Origin of the sequence: Bradyrhizobium sp. Leo170, from assembly GCF_004296405.1 — a bacterium.
GTDB lineage: Bacteria > Pseudomonadota > Alphaproteobacteria > Rhizobiales > Xanthobacteraceae > Bradyrhizobium.
On sequence record NZ_PSRR01000163.1, the window covers coordinates 1 to 17,728 of the forward strand.

Sequence of the window (17,728 nt, forward strand, 5' to 3'; positions counted from 1 at the left end):
TGCGACCGGGTATCCGCCTGCGGCGAACCGGCGAGCGATCGCCGCACCCACCCCCTCGGTCGCGCCGACGCCCGCGATCAGCACGCTGCCTTGCGCGGCCGTCGGTTCGAGAATGGATGGGCTACCCATGCTGGATTCCCCGGCTTTGAATGACAGGCATAATACAAGCAGGGGCTGATATAGGCGGGCCTCCCGTCAATGCGAAGCTCTGGCGATCACCTTTTTGGGAAAGCTCCAGTCTGTAAGGTGGGCAAAGCGAAGCGTGCCCACCTTTTCTTGCTCTGATCGTGAATGGTGGGCACGCGGAGCCTGTCATCGGGCGCGCGTTCGCGCGACCCGTTGGCTTTGCCCACCCTACAAGTCGCTTGGCCTGCATAAAGCGCTTTCGAGCGAAGTGGATACCGGGTCGCGTTAAGAAAACACGTCAAGACGAGAATCTAAAGCTTCGGTTCTCATTGGCCGTCATTGCGAGGAGCGAAGCGACGAAGCAATCCATGCCGCAGCCAGCGAAGAGATGGATTGCTTCGCTTCGGTCGCAATGACGGCCAATCAAAAATCGCAGCCCTAGGCGTCCTCCGGCTTCTGCGGATTGCCGAGCTTGGCGAACAGCACCGCGAGGATGCATCCTGTGACGATGCCGAAGGTGAGATCCTTGAAGATCGTCAGTGCGAAGGTCGGCACCAGCACCACGCCGCTCCGCCAGTCCTTCACCAGCCGGACGAACTCCTCCTTCTCTGCCATGTACCAGCAGACCACGACCAGGACACCGGCGAGAGCCGCGAGCGGGATGTAGCGCGCCAAGGGGGCGGCAACGAGCATGAACAGCAGGAGATAGACGGAATGCAGCATGCCGGAGAGCGGGCTGCGGCCGCCGGCGCGGATATTGGTCGCCGTGCGCGCGATGGTGCCGGTGACGCTGATGCCGCCGAACAAGGCGGAGGCGATGTTGGCAATGCCCTGTGCGACCAGCTCCATGTTGGAACGGTGCTTGCGGCCGGTCATGCTGTCGGCGACTTTGGCCGACAGCAGGCTCTCGACGCCGCCGAGCAGCGTGAACGAGAGCGCCGCAGGCAAGACCTTCAGCAGCAGGTCGTATGAGAACTCCGGCACCTGCGGCGCTGGCAGGCTGTGGGGGATTTCACCGAAACGGGTGCCGATGGTCTCGACCGGCAGTTGCAGCACCAGCGCCAAGACCGAGGCGATCGCAATGGCGATCAGCATTCCCGGCCAGGTCGGCCGCCATTGCCGGAGCACGAAGATGATCGCGGCCGTGCCTGCGCCAATGCCGAGTGCGGCCCAGTTCAGGGTCGGAAGCGCCCGGCCAAGCACGATTAGCTTGGCGAGCAGGGGCCCCGGCTCGGGACCGGCAAGCGTCAGGCCGAACAGGTCCGTGATCTGGCTCGCAAAGATGGTCACGGCGATTCCGCAGGTAAAGCCGACGGTCACGGGATGCGGCATGTAACGGATCAGCGAGCCGAGACCCGTCGCGCCGACAAGGGTCAGCATGACGCCGGACACCAGCACGGTCAGCAGCAGGCCGTTCACGCCGAGCTGGGCGACGGTCGCCGCCACCAGCACGATGAAGGCGCCTGCCGGTCCGCCGATTTGAAACCGGCTTCCGCCGAGCGCCGAGACCAGGAAACCGCCGACGATGGCGGTGAAAAGCCCCCGTTCCGGCGTCACGCCGGAGGCCACCGCGACCGCCATCGAGAGCGGCAGCGCAACCACGGCCACGGTGAGACCGGCAACGGCATCCTGGCGGAGCTTGTCGGGACTGTAGCCTTCGCCCAGCGTGGTCATGAGTTTCGGGCGATAGAGATGGGCCGTCGAAGAACCGTCGGGCATGCTGTCAACCAGGAGAAATGCGAGTTTCTTGAATGGAAACTAGCCGAATCGTGCGGTGCAAGAAAATGCGCTCGATCAACAAACCTGCCCGGACAAATACGGGGTTGACCGCAATAGCTAGAGCGTTTTCGAGCGAAGTGGACACCGGTTCGCGTGAAGAAAACGCGTCAAAATAAGAATCTGGAGTTTCGGTTCTGATCCAATCAGAACCGAAACTGCCCTAGGCTGCAATCCTGCGGTATGCGACCGCAGCGCGCTGGAGCAGCCGCTCTTTTTCCTTCTTGTCCAGCAGCTCGAGCGGTTTCCGCTGGCGGCCCGCGCGGCTCGTCTTGATGCGTTGTTGCAGCTCTGCCGCGAGCGCCCGCGCAGCCTCGGCGTCGTGCAGTTCGCCGAGAATCTGCTGTGCCTTGCGTAGCTGCTTCACGATCGCGCGCCACCGCGCAAAATCGTCCTTCGGCAGCACGTCTTCGGAGAACTCGATCGCGTAGCGCAGCCGTTTGCTGGCCAGGCGGACCCGGTGCTGCTTGCGCCCGCCCATTCCCTGCAGGCCGCGGCTCCTCTTGACGAGCTTTTCATGCCAGCCGGCGAGCCGGCGCGCGTGGTACTCGCAGGCCGGCGATGCCCGGAGCCGCACCAGGCGGTGGTCGCTCATATGAGACCAGGGACCATGGTTGACCCAATCGACGATATCCTTGAACCACCGGCGATAGCGGTCCGACGTCAGCGCCCGTCTCAACTGGCGCTGGCTCTCGGCCCGGGCTGTCCTGAACAGCCGTTCGCGCGGAGCGTTCCCGATCGCGACATCAAGGTCGCGCGTGGCGCCAAGATATGCGTTGAGCCATTTCAGCTCGGACTTCAGGCGGGTCCATTCGGGATCCTCCACCATGGGTCCGAAGAAAGCGATCGCCGCGCGAAAACGGGTCAGCGCCACGCGCGTCTGATGCACTGCAACGGTATCGCCATTGCGGGCGCCGCGATGGTGAGCCTTGACATCTTGGAGGCAGGCGGAGCCCACCAGACGAAACACGGTCGCGCAGGGCATTTCGCCGCTCAACTGCGCGCGGGCCCGCTTGGGGCGGGATATACGCGCCTTCGCGGACCTTTTCGATCGCTTCATATGTGGCTCACGTCCCGGATTCGGATCTACAGACTTCGCCCGACGGTTCCCTGCCTCGATCAAACGGTTTCTGGAGGCAGGCTGTCAAATAGGCATTGCGCCAGATCAAGCAGCAATGCGTCGCACCTGCGAAGACTGTCGCGCGGGGCGTTAGCCAGCCTCGCATCTAATCACATTCGTGCGAGCAACCTCGACCTTCGCGTGCGCGGTGCTGCTCTGCTTCGGCTGGTCTGAGCAACGCGGCGTCTCGCTGTCGATCGAGAGTGCCCAGGCGCGAGTCGGTCGTCCCTTGACTCCAATGAGCGTTGCGGTTTTGCACGCCGACAAAATCGGCGCGCTGCGTTGAGCTATTGTTGTTGCGGAAGATTCTTTTGCGCATGCGCAGCTGGCAGAATTATGCCTTCTTCGAAGCGGTGTAGGATATTGCGCCCGCTTACCAGCCGCGGACGGAGGTAATCCGGAAGCCGGAGCAGATGTTACTGGCGCATCCGAACAACTACACTCAACCTTCAACGAGGCTCGAAGTATGACAGTCTCACTGTCAATTTTTTCGCCGGATTTCTGAAGCGCAGGAGTATATGATGGCGGTCCTGCAAGTCGTCTGCTGTTGCCGTACCAACATGCAGAGATTTACGCCGATGTGCCGGTTCATCCCGTCGAGTACAGCCTTTTCCGGTTGAACCTTCATTGCTTCAACTCTGTGCGGGCAATCTCTCTGACCCGCGCAATGCGTGCCAACACCAAAAGACGTCGCAAAAATGGGGCAGAAAAAATGGAGGAAGCAATATGACGCAGACCACTGTGACAAAAGTTGCCATTGCGATCTCGACCTTCGCCTGTGCGGCGCTCCTTTCATTCAACTGGTCTGAACAGCGCGGCGTGACGCTGTCGGTCGAGAGCGCCCAGGCACGGGTCGGTCGCCCGTTGACGCCCGTGAGCGCTGCGGGTGTTGCGCGTCGGCAAACCCGGCGGGCCGCATACGGTGCCGGTATGGCAGGCGCCGCGGCGGTCGGAACGGCTGCGGCAGTCGGAACGGCTGCGGCGGTCGGTGCCACCTCACCCTCCTGGGGATGGGGAGGCGGCCCTTACTACACAGGGACAGGCTACTATGGCGGTGGCCCCTACTATTCAGGCGCTTACGGTGCCCGTCCGATGTACTCGAACGCATTTGCGGGTCCGCCTCCGGTCGGCTGGCAGGGCGGTATGAGCAGCCAAGACCGCGACATGTATTTCCGAAATCTACGCGACTCCGGGTACGACAAGAAGAAGGACTTCAACGCAACCGGGAACATCGTGAATCAATAGCGTCTGATCTCTCGTCGTCCATCTTCGTCTTGCCCTCACCTCAGGCTGGGATGACAGCATCTTGGGGTGAGGCAAGGGTTGTTGAGGGCGTGGCGGTCGCCGTGCGCGTTGAGCGCTGTTTATAGACGCGCCGAGAGAGGCGGTTATTTGGAGTGTGAGGGGCTGCTGGCGTTCGATCTATCACGACCGGACGCCAGTATTTCGGCACGAGGGAAAGCCGGTCTCCGTGTTTCCGGTTCATGCTCTAACGCTCACGCTCACTTCTCGATCCAGGCGTCGCGAAAGCCGTCATTGACACCGATCGCGGTGGTGATCAGGTTTTTCACCTTGCAGCGGGTGATGGTCGGAAACTGCAATTCCAGCATCCAGGCAACCGGCACGTCCTCGACCAGGATCTTCTGCGCCTTCTCGTAAATCTCCTTGCGCTTGGAGTCGGGCGTTGCGATCGCGCCTTCAGCGAACAGCTTGTCGATCTCGGGGTTGGAATATCCCTCGACATTGTTGAACATCTGGCCCTTGGCGATGGCGCTGGAGACGTAGTTGCGGCCGACGCCGAGCGCCGGATCGCCGTACTGATAGAGATAGGTGAAGGCGATGTCGTAGTCCCAATCGCTGATCTTCTGGTTGCCGCCGGGTACGTCGGTCGCGATCATCTCGATGTTCATGCCGACGTCGACCAGGTTCTGCTTCACGGCTTCGCCCCAGCGTTGCCAGGTCTCGCCATAGGCAAGCGGCAGCAGGCGCACCTTCTCGCCATTGTAGCCGGCCTCCTTCAGCAGCGCCTTGGCCTTGGCCGGGTTGAAGTCGTATTTCGGCACGTCGCCGGTATAGAACTTGATGGCCGATGACGACGGGCCGGTTGCGACCTTGCCGAGCCCGTTCCAGATCACGTCCTTGGCGAAGTTGCGGTCGATCGCATACAAGATCGCCTGACGCACCTTCTTGTTCGCTGTCGGGCCCTGGCGGTTGTTGAGCCACAGCCACGCCAGCGGGCTGAAGAACTCCCAGCCGGCGCCGGTCACGCAGGTGTCCTTGAGCTTCGACAGGCGCGGCACGTCGAAATTCTCCACGGAGCCGCCGGGCAGCACGTCGATCTTTCCGGTCTCGTAGGCGACCGAACGCGCCGCAGCGTCGGGAATGATTTGCCAATAGATCTCATCGAGATAAGGCTTGCCCTTCTCGTGATAGTTCGGGTTCTTCACCAGACGGATGTAGGAGCCCTTCTTCCACTCCTTGAACATGAAGGGACCGGTGCCAATAGGCGCATTGTTATAGGGGTTGGTCTTGAAGTCGGTGCCCGCATAGAGATGCTTCGGGATCATCGGCATCGAGCCGACCTCGAAAATGCCGAGGAACGGACCGAACGGCTCCTTGAGCGTGAACACCACGGTGAGGTCGTCGGGCGCCTCGACCTTTTCGACCTGCAACAAATTGTTGCGGGCGCGCGCATGGGTCTGTTTCAGCATGTCGATCGAGAACAGCACGTCGGCCGAGGTGAACGGCTTGCCGTCATGCCAGGTCACATCAGGCTTGAGCTTGAAGGTGTAGACCTTGGCGTCCGGGCTGACGGTCCAGCTTTCCGCGAGGCCGGGCAGCGGCTCCAGTTTCGGGCTGTAGCGCAACAATCCCTCGAAGATATTGCCGGATACCATCTGGGTCGGGCCGTTCTGGATCATCGCTAGCATCAGGCCGGGCGGTTCCGGCTGGATCACGGTGTTGATCACGCCTCCCATCCTTGGCGATTCCTGCGCCATCGCGGTGCCGACGCTTGCGGTGGTAAGGAGGAAGGCAAACAACAGCCGTTTGAACATGACCCGTCTTTCTCGCATCGGAACAGCCGCAATTCGCCGGAAACAGCGGCTTTCCAAGTTCGGTGGTCGGGAGGCTCACATATCCGCGATTGCCGCGGCAAGATGAAAGTCTCGACATCGTCAGCTTAAAAAATATACAGAGATTGGCGCGCTATCCCCGCGAGGTCAGACGTGAGCACAGACACCCACATCATCCGCAGCGACAGTATCACCGCGACGATCAAGGCCGCCGGCGCCGAGCTCTGTTCGTTGAAGAATGCAGACGGGCTCGAGCTGTTGTGGCAGGCCGGGCCGGAATGGCCGCGGCATGCGCCGCTGTTGTTTCCGATCGTCGGTCGGCTGAAGAACGATGAGCTGCGCCACAAGGGAAAGACCTACCCGATGACGCAACACGGCTTCGCGCGCGATCAGCGGTTTGAATGGGTCTCGCGTGAGGCCGCGTCCTGCAAGCTGGTGCTGGTCGACAATAACGCGACCCGCGCCCGCTATCCCTTCGCCTTCCGCCTGGAGGTGACCTATGCGGCACGGGGCGCCGATCTGGAGGTGACATTCGAGATCGCCAACCCCGGCGATGAGACGCTGCCGGCCTCGCTCGGCGGACACCCCGCCTTCAACTGGCCGCTGCTTCCGGGCCTTGCCAAGGAAGCCTACACGCTGAGCTTCTCGCATGATGAGCCCGCGCCGGTCCGCCGGCTCGATGGCGGCCTGATGCGGCCGGATGCGCAGCCATCTCCGATCAAAGGGAAGGCACTCGCATTGTCGGAGCGGCTATTCGACGATGACGCGGTGATCCTGGACCATCTCGCCAGCACTTCGGTGCGCTATGCCGCCGATCGCGGCCCGTCGATCGAAATGTCCTGGGACGGCTTTCGCGAACTCGGCATCTGGTCAAAGCCCGGCGGCGCGCCGTTCCTGTGCATCGAGCCGTGGCACGGCTTTGCCAGCCCGGTGGATTTTGACGGCGAGTTCACAGGCAAGCCCGGCCTGATGCAGATCGCGCCCGGCGCGAGCCGATCGCTGAGCTACCGAATTCGCAGCGCTGCAGCCGCGTAGGGTGGGCAAAGGAGCGCAGCGACGTGCCCACCATCTAGCACTCCGCTCGGGATGGTGGGCACGCTTCGCTTTGCCCACCCTACAGATCGTGGCGCTTTAGTTGAACGCCATGCCGCCGCTCATCGCGACGGTCTGGCCGGTCATGTAGGCGTTGCCGATCAGCAGCATGACGGCCTGCGCGACTTCGTCTGCCGTGCCGAAACGGCCGAGCGGAATCCGGCCGACCAGATTTGGCTGGCCCTTCATCATGTCGGTCTCGATCAGCGAAGGCGCGACCGCGTTGACGGTGATGCCTTCCTTGACGAGGCGTGCCGCATAGCCCCGCGTCAATCCCTCGACGCCGGCTTTCGACGCATTGTAGTGCGGCCCGATCGCGCCGGCGCCTCTTGCTGCGCCCGAGGAGATGTTGACGATGCGGCCCCATTGCTTCGCGCGCATCGCCGGCAGCACCGCCTGCGTGCACAGGAACACCGATTTCAGGTTCACCGCGATGGTGGAATCGAAATCGGCCTCGGTGAGATCGTCGACGCCGCGCGTGATGGCGATGCCGGCATTGTTGACGAGGATGTCGATCGGGCCGAGCTCGGCGCTGGCGCGTTGCACGAGCTGCGCAACCGCTGGCCCTTGCGAAACATCCGCGGCGATCGCGATCGCCTTTCCGCCCGCGGCCGTGATCTCCTTCGCGAGCGTATCCGCGTCGCCCGCGCGCTCGCGATAATTGATCGCCACAGCCGCGCCTTGCTCCGCCAGCGCGCGCACGATCGCCGCGCCGATGCCGCGCGAACCTCCGGTCACGAGCGCCACATGGCCGCGCAATGTCGCTGTCGTCATCATTCTCTCCCGTCTGAAGGTTGCGAGGTCATGTTACACGAAAAGGCCGACCGCGATGTCCGCGGCCGGCCCTTGTTACGTTCAGCCTCGATCGGCTCAATGGCCGGCGGGTGCTGACCAGCCACCCGTGAAGACGCTCGGCGGGTAGTCGTACATCTCAGGGGACGGAGCAGGCCAGGCTGCATAGGAATTGCAGGGACACGGCTGCTGGCGCACCACGACGCGGTCCGATTTGTAGTGGTGAGGACGCTGCGCTGCCGCAGCGAACTGTACGGACGATGCAATAATCAAAGCTGACCCAAGGATGGTAAGGAAGGTCTTCATGTGGTTCTCCCGGTTTTATCACGCTTCGTCAGCAAGGCCTGTGCGGCTCGCAGCTCAGCGCTAGTCAGGGAGATAGCGATGTGCGCTGACGGTTATAACGGTTGCGCCCATCACGAAGCGGCGAGCAAATTTCTTGGTCACGGCTAAATATTCAGCAGGTATTACAGGCGGTTCGCGCTATCATGGGACTGCCGGTGCCGGTCCGGTTCAATTAGGCAAATGATTCCCAACGAGTGAGGCCGATGAAGAAGTTTTTACCAGTGTTGCTGTTGGTCGCCTTGCCGGCCTGTTCGCCGGCCTTGGCCCAGACTCAACTGGTGCCCAAGGACGCCAAGAGTGCGACAAAAGGCGCGGTCGCGCGGGCGGACGATTGCGCGCCGATCGGCCGCACTGCGAAAGGCGAACTGGTCTACTCCTTGAAGTGCGAGAACCTGCCGGCGCCGCCTCCACCGCCGCCGCAGGCCGAAGCCAAGCCGACGCCGCCCGAGCCTGAAACGCAGCGCAGCGGTCTGTTCGGCTGGTCTTACGATCGCCGAAACGGCGACTGAGCTTCCTCTGGAATGGTCCTTGCTTCCGATGACGCGCTGCAATGCGGTAGCGAGGAACGGTTCCAGCCACGCAAGAAAAGAGATCCGAGAGAAGAGATCGATGAGCAAGTTGATTGTCCATGCCGGCGACTTCAAATTCGACGCGCGCTTCGAGGAGGCGCTGGCGCCGAAGACGGTTGCGGCCTTTCGCAAGGCGATGCCGTTCGAGAGCCAGGCGATCCATGTCCGCTGGAGCGGCGAGGGGGTCTGGATGCCGCTCGGCGATCGCGACTTCGGCGTCTCCTATGAGAACCACACCAGCTATCCGGCGCCCGGCCAGATCATCCTCTATCCCGGCGGCATCAGCGAAACCGAAATCCTGCTTGCCTATGGCGGCGTGCATTTCGCGAGCAAGATGGGCCAGCTCGCCGGCAACCATTTCATCACGCTGACGTCGGGGCTTGAGAACCTCGTCAGCTTCGGCAAGACCGTGCTCTGGAAGGGCGCGCAGAAGATTCGTTTCGAGGAAGTGTAGTGGCTGACGCAGCATATCCGCGCGATCTCCGCGGCTATGGCCGCAACCCGCCCGATCCGAAATGGCCGGGCAATGCCCGCATCGCCGTGCAGTTCGTGGTGAATTTCGAGGAGGGCGGCGAGAACAACATCCTGCATGGCGACAGTGCCTCGGAGGCGTTCCTGTCTGATGTGCTCGGCGCACAGCCGTGGCCGGGCGAGCGCCATGCCAATATCGAATCGATGTTCGAATACGGCTCGCGCGCCGGCTTCTGGCGGCTGTGGCGGATGTTCGGCGAGCGCCGATTGCCGACCACCGTGTTTGGCGTCGCGATGGCATTGAAGCGCAACCCCGAAATCGTCGCCGCGATGAAGGAGGCGGGCTGGGACATCGCGAGCCACAGCCTTCGATGGGTCGAACACAAGCACATGTCGGAGAACGAGGAGCGCGCCGAGATCGCGGAAGCGATCCGCGTGCACACCGAGGCGACCGGCGCGCGGCCGCTCGGCTGGTACACCGGGCGATCCTCGATCAATACGCTCCGGCTTCTGATGGAAACGGGCGGCCTCTCCTATCTCTGCGACGCCTATGCCGACGATCTCCCGTACTGGATCAAGGCGGCGGGCGTTGAGCCGCATCTGGTGATCCCGTACACGCTCGACGCCAACGACATGCGCTTCGTCAACCCGCAGGGCTTTGGCGGCGGCGATCAGTTCTTCAGCTATTTGAAGGACAGTTTCGATGTGCTCTATGCCGAGGGCGAAACCTCGCCGAAGATGATGTCGGTCGGACTGCACTGCCGCCTGGTCGGTCGTCCCGGCCGCGCCGCGGCGCTGATGCGCTTCCTCGACTACGTCACGAAGCACGACCGCGTCTGGGTGCCGACGCGGCTGCAGATCGCCGAGCACTGGCACGCCAACCACAGGCAACTCGCCGAACAAGCCTTCAGCATCGGATAGGCCGATGTCGATCACGACAGCCGATCTCAACAGCTATACCCGCGACGAATTCGTCACGGCGCTCGCCAACATCTTCGAGCACTCGCCGTGGATCGCCGAACAGGTGGCGACGCAGCGGCCGTTCGCCGGCGTCAACGCGCTGTTCGCGGCGATGAAGGCCGCGGTCGAACGCGCACCGGCTGAACTCCTGATAGCGCTCATCAAGTTGCATCCCGATCTCGCCGACAAGACCCAGCGCGCCGCGGGCCTCACCGCGGAATCCGATGCCGAACAGAACAGCGCCGGCCTCGACCGATTGTCGGATGCCGAATATGATGCGTTCGAGCGCGTTAACAACGCCTATCGCTCGAAATTCGGCTTCCCCTATATCGTCTGCGTGCGCCGCCACACCAGGGATTCGATCCTGCGCGACTTCGAGCGGCGATTGCCGAACGATGTGCCGGCCGAGATACAGCGATCGGTCGAGGAGATCTGCCGCATCGCCGCGCTGCGGCTCGATCAGCTCGTGACGGCGGAGGACAGACTTCCCGTGCACGGCCGTCTCTCGACGCATGTGCTGGACACGCATAGTGGCAAGCCGGCCGCCGGCATCGCTGTCGAATTGATCGAATTGTCCGATCTCGGCTTAAGCCGCGTCGTGACGCGCGCCGTGACCAACGCCGACGGCCGTACGGATCAGCCATTGATCGGCGGCCGCCCGTTGCCATCAGGAAAGTACGAGCTGCTGTTCAGCGTCGGCGAGTATTTTGCGAGCCGCCAGGTGCCGCTCTCCGATCCGCCCTTCCTCGACCGCATCCCCCTGCGTTTTGCGGTGAGCGAGCCCGAAGGCCATCTCCACGTGCCGCTCCTGGTCACGCCCTGGAGCTATGCCACGTATCGCGGCAGTTAAGTTGTAGGGTGGGCAAAGCCAACGGGTCGCGCGAACGCGCGCCCGATGACAGGCTCCGCGTGCCCACCATCCACGGGCGGTGCAAGAAAGGTGGGCACGCTGCGCTTTGCCCACCCTACGACTGCCGGTCCCTCATGGTGAGGAGCGCCGTCAGGCGCGTCTCGAACCATGAGGCCCGTATCTCGCCCGCGGCCATCCTTCGAGACGACCGCTACGCGGTCTCCTCAGGATGAGGCCCGTATGTGCGGGACGACGTATACCCGATGCCGCTGATGAAGGCCGCGGCAAGGATGGCGAAGATTGTGGCAGCGGTGGCAGGTCACACCAACTCACGTTGCCGTGCCCGAAGCTTGCCCGGTGGCATAAACGTTGCTCATTATGTGTAGATCGGGCGCAATGCCCGTTTGAATTTACCGGCTCAACGGGAGGCTTTCACGTGCCGCTGATCAACAACCGCTACGGCAAGGGCCGTGTCCGCGTGATGCGCATTCATCGCGATGGCGACAGGCATGAGGTCAGCCAGCTCAACATCAAGGCGATGCTCGAAGGTGATTTCGCCCGCACCTATACCGATGCGGACAATTCCAACACGGTGTCGACCGACACCATCAAGAATGTCGTCAACGTCGTCGCCCGCGAGAATACCGGGCTCTCCCCGGAAGAATTCTGCCAGGTATTGGCGCAGAAATATTTCGACACCTATCCGCAGGTGTCATCGGTATCAATCACCTCGCACGAGACCAAGTGGAACAGGCTGAGCTTCGGCGGCAAGCCGCATCCGCACAGCTTCGTGCTCGACGGCAACGGCAAGCCGACCGTCGAACTTACGGCGACGCGTGGCGGACCGATGACGCTCGCCTCGGGTATCGACGGCTTCGCCTTCATGAAGTCGACTCAATCCGGCTGGGAGAATTACCTCAAGGACCGCTACACCACGCTTTCCGAGACGCATGACCGCATCTGCGCGACCAGCATGGTGGCGTCGTGGAAATGGTCGGGCAAGCCAGCGAGCTATCCGGCGACGAATGCGAAGATCCTCGATGTGCTGCTCGAGGTGTTCTCGACCACCTATAGCTGGAGCGTGCAGGACAGCCTCTACCGCATGGGCGAGGCGGCGCTCGCGGCGGTGCCCGAGATGTCCGAGATCAGCATGGCCTGCCCGAACATGCATTTCATCCCGATGAATCTCTCCGCCTTCGGGCTCGACAACAACAACCAGGTGTTCCTGCCGACTGACGAGCCGCACGGCCAGATCGAGTGCACGGTGGGGCGGGGCTGACGATGTCGTTCCGGGGCGATGCGAAGCATCGAACTACGATGTGCGATTGCACATCGGAGAACCTCGAGATTCCGGGTTCGCGCTCCGCGCGCCCCGGAATGACAGACGGGGGCGTAGGGTGGGCAAAGCGACCCACTCGCTGTGACCTGTCCACGGGCGACGGCGGAAGCGTGCCCACCATCACGCATTCCGCTCGTGATGGTGGGCACCACCCTACACACTCCGTCATTGCGAGCGAAGCGAAGCAATCCATCTCTCCACTCGCGGAGATATGGATTGCTTCGTCGCTTCGCTCCTCGCAATGACGGCGGAGAGCAACGGTGCGACATTCGCGACTACCCATACTTCTCATGCAGCGCCGGGAACAGGCGGTCGGGCTTGAACGGCACGCTGGTGAAGCGGATGCCGGTGGCGTTGGCGATTGCATTGCCGAGTGCGGCGGCGACGGGGTTGTATGGACTCTCGCTCATCGACTTCGCGCCCATCGGCCCGACCGCATCTGATGTCTCAGCAAAGAAGACGTCCGTCCGCGGCACGTCGGCATAAGAGGGCAGGTGATAGTCGCGGAACCTCGGATTGATCACCCGTCCGCCATCGTCGATCACGAGCTCCTCGTAGAGTGCGGCACCGAGCGCTTGTGCGACGCCGCCTTCGACCTGCGCGCGGCATTGCATGGGGTTGGCGACGCGGCCGGCGTCGGCCGCCTGCACGCTCTTCAAGATCCTGACTTCGCCGGTGCCCCTGTTTACGGCGACGCGAAAACCCTGCACGTTGAACGCGACCGAGCGCGGGGTACCATGCGCGCTGCCGCTGGCCTCCAGCACGCTGTCACGCTCTTTCGCGGCTTTCGCAAGGTCGGCAAAGGACAGGCGCCGCTTGCCGCAGACGACGTTTTCATTGTCCAGCAGGCATAAGTCGGCATCCACTTCGCACATCTCGGCCGCAAACGCCTTGATCGCGACCGCGAGATTTTCCGCTGCATGTTGCGTCGCGCGCCCGGCGACGAAGATGCCGGCGCTGCCATAGGCGCCGGTATCGTGGCCGCCATGCGCGGTGTCGGATTGCTTCAGGACGATGCGATCGACCGTCGTCGCCAGCGCGCTCGCCGCGATCTGGCGATGCACCGTGCTGGTGCCGTTGCCGAACTCGGCGGTGCCGACCGTCAGCTCGAAACCGCCATCCTCGCGCAGCGAGATTTTGGAATCGGAGAGATGCCCGGCCGGCGGAACGGTGTCGATCATCGTCAGCGCCATGCCGTCGCCGATCAGCCACTCAGGCGACAATCCATGCCGCGACGTGTCCTCGGCCATCGCGCGCTCGACCAGGTCGAGGCACTGATCGAGGCCATAAGAGCCATAGAGCACGTCGTGATATTGCGAAGGCGGCGGCGACAGCATGGCATCGCCGGGCTTCACGACATTGCGGCGGCGGAAGTCGAACGGATTGATGCCGAGCTGTCTTGCCAGTTCGTCGATCGCGGCTTCCACGGCGAACAGGCCTTGCGGCAGACCGTAGCCGCGGAAGGCGCCGGCCGGCAGCGTGTTGGTGTAGGCGACGACGGCGTCGACCTTCTTGTTCGGGCAGTTGTAGACGCTGACCGACTCGGCCACAGCATGGAACAGCACTGGCCCCGCATGGTTGCCGTAGGCGCCGGTGTTGGAGAGCACGTCGAGCTGCAGCGCGGTCAGCTTGCCGTTCTTGTCGGCGCCGGCCCTCACCTTGACGCGCATCGGATGCCGTGTCGAGGTGGCGATGAACTGCTCTTCGCGGGTGAATTCGAGCTTGACGGGGCGTCCGGTCTTGAGCGCGGCCAACGCAAGAATGTCCTCGACGAACATCTCCTGCTTGCCGCCGAATCCGCCGCCGACCCGTTCGCAGAACACCCTGATCTTATCGGATGGCAGATCGAAGATCTGCGACAGCCCGCGTCGGGTCAGGAACGGCACTTGCGTGCTGGAGCGGACATTGAGGATGCCCTCAGTGTCGATCCAGGCGAGCCCGCCATGGGTCTCCAGCGCGGCATGCTGGACGCGCTGGGTCGTGAACGTCCCCTCATAGGTGACGGCAGCCTCCGCCAGTCCTTTCGCGACGTCGCCATATTCGCCATGCGTCTCCGCAACGAGGTTGCGCGTGGGGTTGGTGATGCGATGTTCGACCGTTTTGTCGCCATGAAGGACCGGCGCCCCCGGCGCGATCGCCTCGGCCGGGTCGAACACCGCGGGCAGCAGCTCGTAGTCGACCTTGAGGCGGCGGCAGCCTTCTTCCGCCGCGGCCTCGGTCTCCGCCACGACGGCGGCGACTTTCTGGCCGATAAAGCGGACGACGTCGTCGAGGACGCGGGTATCCTCGGGGTCCATCCAGTCCTTCTCATGCCGCGCGGTCGAGAACAGAAGTTTTGGTGCATCCTCATGGGTCAGCACCGCATGCACACCGGGCACCGCGAGCGCCGCGCTCTTGTCGATCGAAACGATCTTCGCGTGCGGATGCGGCGAGCGCAGCAGCTTGACGTGCAGCAGACCTTCCACCTTGGTGTCGAACGTGTAGCGCGCCGCTCCGCGCACCACGAGCGGTCCGGCCGGCGCCGGCAGGCTGCGGCCGAAGGCGGTCCCGGCGCCGTCGTCCTCGATGTTGCACTTGCCGTCGAGCGCATCCTTGATCGAGCGATAGCCGGTGCAGCGACAGATATTGCCCTTCAGCGAAGCGCCAAGGTCTTGCCGCTGCGCCTGGTTGAGCGATGCGCAGGTCAGGATCATGCCGGCCGTGCAGAACCCGCACTGGAATCCCTGTGCGTCAAGGAAGGCCTGCTGCAGCGGATGGGTGCCGCCGTCAGGTGCAAATCCCTCGATAGTGGTGACGGCATGCCCTTCGGCGCGGAACGCCGGGATCAGGCAGCTATGCACCGGTTCGCCATCGAGCAGCACGGTGCAGGCGCCGCAATCGCCGGCGTCGCAGCCTTTCTTGACGCCGAAATGCCCGAGGTCGCGCAGGAAGGTGCGCAGGCATTGTCCGGCCCGCGGCGCTTCCGAGAATGTCTTGCCGTTGATGTCGAAGGTCATGGCTGCGCCTTGAGTTCAGCGCGGATCTCTTCCGCGAGCCGCACCGTCATGTGCTTGCGCCAGACCGGTTTGCCGTGGATGTCGGTGTGGTAGAGATTGTCCGGGAGGCGCCGCAGGATCGTCTCGCGCAATTCCTCCTGCTCTGGGATAGTGGCAAAGGAGAGTCTGATCGGCCGTATCGTCGAGGCGGTCACGGTCAGCGCAAAGCTGCCCTCGCTGTCGGTGCTTCCGATCAACAGCGCCGCCGAGCGACCGACCGGCGTCAGCGAGATCTGGCGAAACGCCGAACGCCGCCGCAGCGCCGCGAGCGGAATGTCGATCTGCCGCAGGAGGTCGCCGGGCCGAAGCAGGTTCTGCTGATTGCCGGTGATGAAGTCGATGATGCGAGTCTTGCGCTCGCCGCCATCGGTCTGCCAGATCGTGGCGAGGCCGTCGAGTGCCGACGTCAGCGAGATCATCGGCCCCGCCGGCAGCGACATGCAGATATTGCCGCCGACGGTCGCAGTCTTCCAGATCTTGAAGGAGGCGAGGAACGAGCGGCAGCATTGGTTGATCAGCGGCGAGGCGATCCAGTCCGGCGGGCAGGCAAAGCCGTCAAGCTGGGCCACCGTGCAGGTGGCGGCGATGGTGAAGTTGTCGTCGCCAATTGTCAGCGCCGGCCATTTCAGATCGGAGAGATCGATCAGCCGCCTCAGATGCGCCTGCGGCTCCGAGAACAGCCAGGTGCCGCCCGCCAGCCAAGCATCGCCTGCTTTCCAAACAGGCAGTTGCGCCCGGGATTTCGGATGGGCGACTTCCGTGATCGTGTTCAGGTCCATCGATACGCCGACGCTTTCAACAGGATGCATCCTAGCTTAAGAGTCTTGCTCACTTAAGAAGCCTTGCAAGACCGACGCCAATTGTTGGCCATAATTGGGACGGTCCTTGCATCGAACCAAACACCGATGCTTCTCTATAGATGGTGGAATCATGGACCAAACGCACCCGATCTGGATCAAGGATCCGCTTTCCATTCTGGCCGAAGGCGCCGAACGCGGCGTCGTGGTGAAGGATGGCAAGATCGTCGAACTGGTCGGCCGCGGCAAGGAGCCAACGGCTACGTCGGTAACGGTGTTCGACGCAGCCGAACACGTTGTACTGCCGGGATTGATCAACACCCATCACCACTTTTATCAAACGCTGACGAGGGCGCTCCCGGCTGCACTCGATCGCGAGCTGTTCCCCTGGCTCAAGGCGCTTTATCCGGTATGGGCGCGGCTGACGCCGGAATCGCTCCAGCTCGGTGTCACCGTTGCAATGTCGGAACTGCTGCTGTCGGGCTGCACCACGACGACCGATCACCACTATGTGTTTCCCGCCGGGCTCGAGGACGCCGTCGATATCGAGGTGGCCGTTGCAAAGCGCCTCGGCTTGCGGGTGCTGCTCACGCGCGGCTCGATGAATCTGTCGGTGCGCGACGGCGGTCTGCCGCCCGATAGCGTCGTGCAGGATGAGGACACCATTCTGGCCGACAGCGCGCGCGTGGTCGCAAAGCATCACCAGCGCGGCGAGCAGGCGATGGTGCAGATCGCGCTGGCGCCATGCTCGCCGTTCTCGGTGACGACCTCGCTGATGCAAAAGACCGCCGAGCTTGCCGACAAGCTCGATGTTCGCCTGCACACTCATCTCGCCGAGACCGAGGACGAGAACAGGTTCTGCGAGGAGATATACCGCTGCCGGCCGCTGGATTATCTCGAGCGATGCGGCTGGCTCAATGGGCGCACCTGGCTCGCGCACGGCATCCATTTCAACGCCGATGAGATGAAGCGGCTCGGCAAGGCCGGGACCAGCATCAGCCACTGCGCCTGCAGCAACCAGGTGCTGGCGTCGGGCTGCTGCCCGGTCTGCGAGATGGAGGAAGCCGGCGTCGGCATCGGCCTTGGCGTCGACGGCTCGGCCTCCAACGACGGCTCCAATCTGATGCAGGAGGTGCGCGCCGCCTTCCTGGTGCAGCGGGCGCGCTACGGCGTTGGCCGCGTCAGCCACAAGGATGCGCTGCGTTGGGCAACCAAAGGCTCCGCCGCCTGCGTCGGCCGTCCCGAGCTCGGCGAGATCGCCGTCGGCAAGGCCGCCGATCTCGCTTTGTTCAAGCTCGACGAGTTGCGCTTCTCCGGCCATGGCGATCCCTTGGCAGCGCTGGTGCTGTGCGGCGCGCAGCGCGCCGACCGCGTGATGGTCG

Annotated in this window: 14 protein-coding genes and 1 pseudogene; 8 read left to right on the top strand and 7 right to left on the bottom strand. The window is 63.2% G+C overall.

Features of this window, described 5'->3' with window-relative positions; translation table 11 throughout:
- Positions 1-603: 603 nt before the first annotated feature.
- Together CWO89_RS24695 and CWO89_RS24700 are read right to left on the bottom strand one after the other, a co-directional pair.
- Positions 604-1,845, bottom strand: a pseudogene (locus CWO89_RS24695) (SulP family inorganic anion transporter); the annotation flags it as partial.
- A gap of 220 nt (positions 1,846-2,065) precedes the next feature.
- The gene (locus CWO89_RS24700) at positions 2,066-2,962 is read right to left on the bottom strand and encodes a CHAD domain-containing protein (RefSeq protein WP_245476516.1); all 897 of its coding nucleotides are present in this window, start codon (positions 2,960-2,962) and stop codon (positions 2,066-2,068) included.
- A 786-nt stretch (positions 2,963-3,748) separates the two neighbouring features.
- Here CWO89_RS24700 and CWO89_RS49165 point away from each other — a divergent pair.
- A complete protein-coding gene (locus tag CWO89_RS49165; RefSeq protein ID WP_349644901.1) occupies positions 3,749-4,267 on the top strand; it encodes a hypothetical protein in 519 nt (172 codons plus the stop codon).
- A gap of 257 nt (positions 4,268-4,524) precedes the next feature.
- Here CWO89_RS49165 and CWO89_RS24715 read toward each other — a convergent pair whose 3' ends face one another.
- Positions 4,525-6,078, bottom strand: a complete 1,554-nt coding sequence (locus CWO89_RS24715; protein ID WP_130581308.1) for an ABC transporter substrate-binding protein — start codon at positions 6,076-6,078, stop codon at positions 4,525-4,527.
- Between the two features lie 171 nt (positions 6,079-6,249).
- Here CWO89_RS24715 and CWO89_RS24720 point away from each other — a divergent pair, with 171 nt between their 5' ends.
- Positions 6,250-7,131 carry an aldose 1-epimerase family protein gene (locus CWO89_RS24720; RefSeq protein ID WP_130581309.1) on the top strand — a complete coding sequence of 294 codons (882 nt, stop codon included), beginning with the start codon at positions 6,250-6,252 and terminating at the stop codon, positions 7,129-7,131.
- 96 nt (positions 7,132-7,227) lie between these two features.
- On the opposite strand, the gene CWO89_RS24725 is transcribed toward CWO89_RS24720, so the two are convergent.
- The gene (locus CWO89_RS24725; RefSeq protein WP_130581310.1) at positions 7,228-7,962 is read right to left on the bottom strand and encodes an SDR family NAD(P)-dependent oxidoreductase; all 735 of its coding nucleotides are present in this window, start codon (positions 7,960-7,962) and stop codon (positions 7,228-7,230) included.
- A 96-nt stretch (positions 7,963-8,058) separates the two neighbouring features.
- On the bottom strand, positions 8,059-8,286 hold the full coding sequence (locus tag CWO89_RS24730; protein ID WP_130581311.1) for a hypothetical protein: 228 nt from the start codon (positions 8,284-8,286) through the stop codon (positions 8,059-8,061).
- 242 nt (positions 8,287-8,528) lie between these two features.
- Here CWO89_RS24730 and CWO89_RS24735 point away from each other — a divergent pair, with 242 nt between their 5' ends.
- The 5 genes from CWO89_RS24735 (at position 8,529) to pucL (ending at position 12,454) form a co-directional block, all read left to right on the top strand.
- Complete coding sequence (locus tag CWO89_RS24735) at positions 8,529-8,834, top strand: hypothetical protein (protein ID WP_130581312.1); 306 nt, start codon at positions 8,529-8,531, stop codon at positions 8,832-8,834.
- A gap of 100 nt (positions 8,835-8,934) precedes the next feature.
- Positions 8,935-9,348: a DUF3830 family protein gene (locus CWO89_RS24740; RefSeq protein ID WP_130581313.1), complete on the top strand. Its 414-nt coding sequence runs from the start codon at positions 8,935-8,937 to the stop codon at positions 9,346-9,348.
- Positions 9,348-10,286 carry an allantoinase PuuE gene (gene puuE / locus CWO89_RS24745; RefSeq protein ID WP_130581314.1) on the top strand — a complete coding sequence of 313 codons (939 nt, stop codon included), beginning with the start codon at positions 9,348-9,350 and terminating at the stop codon, positions 10,284-10,286. The genes CWO89_RS24740 and puuE overlap by 1 nt, the downstream gene beginning before the upstream one ends.
- Before the next feature lie 4 nt (positions 10,287-10,290).
- A complete protein-coding gene (uraD, locus tag CWO89_RS24750) occupies positions 10,291-11,175 on the top strand; it encodes a 2-oxo-4-hydroxy-4-carboxy-5-ureidoimidazoline decarboxylase (RefSeq protein WP_130581315.1) in 885 nt (294 codons plus the stop codon).
- A gap of 436 nt (positions 11,176-11,611) precedes the next feature.
- Entirely contained in the window at positions 11,612-12,454 is an 843-nt protein-coding gene (gene pucL / locus CWO89_RS24755) for a factor-independent urate hydroxylase (RefSeq protein WP_130581316.1), read from the top strand.
- A 335-nt stretch (positions 12,455-12,789) separates the two neighbouring features.
- Here pucL and CWO89_RS24760 read toward each other — a convergent pair whose 3' ends face one another.
- Together CWO89_RS24760 and CWO89_RS24765 are read right to left on the bottom strand one after the other, a co-directional pair.
- Complete coding sequence (locus CWO89_RS24760; RefSeq protein ID WP_130581317.1) at positions 12,790-15,510, bottom strand: molybdopterin-dependent oxidoreductase; 2,721 nt, start codon at positions 15,508-15,510, stop codon at positions 12,790-12,792.
- Positions 15,507-16,328, bottom strand: coding sequence for an FAD binding domain-containing protein (locus CWO89_RS24765; RefSeq protein ID WP_130581318.1), 822 nt, complete (start codon positions 16,326-16,328; stop codon positions 15,507-15,509). The genes CWO89_RS24760 and CWO89_RS24765 overlap by 4 nt, the downstream gene beginning before the upstream one ends.
- Positions 16,329-16,479: 151 nt before the next feature.
- On the opposite strand from CWO89_RS24765, the gene CWO89_RS24770 reads away from it, so the two are divergent.
- A partial coding sequence (locus tag CWO89_RS24770) for an 8-oxoguanine deaminase (RefSeq protein ID WP_130581319.1) occupies positions 16,480-17,728 on the top strand: 1,249 nt, incomplete at its 3' end.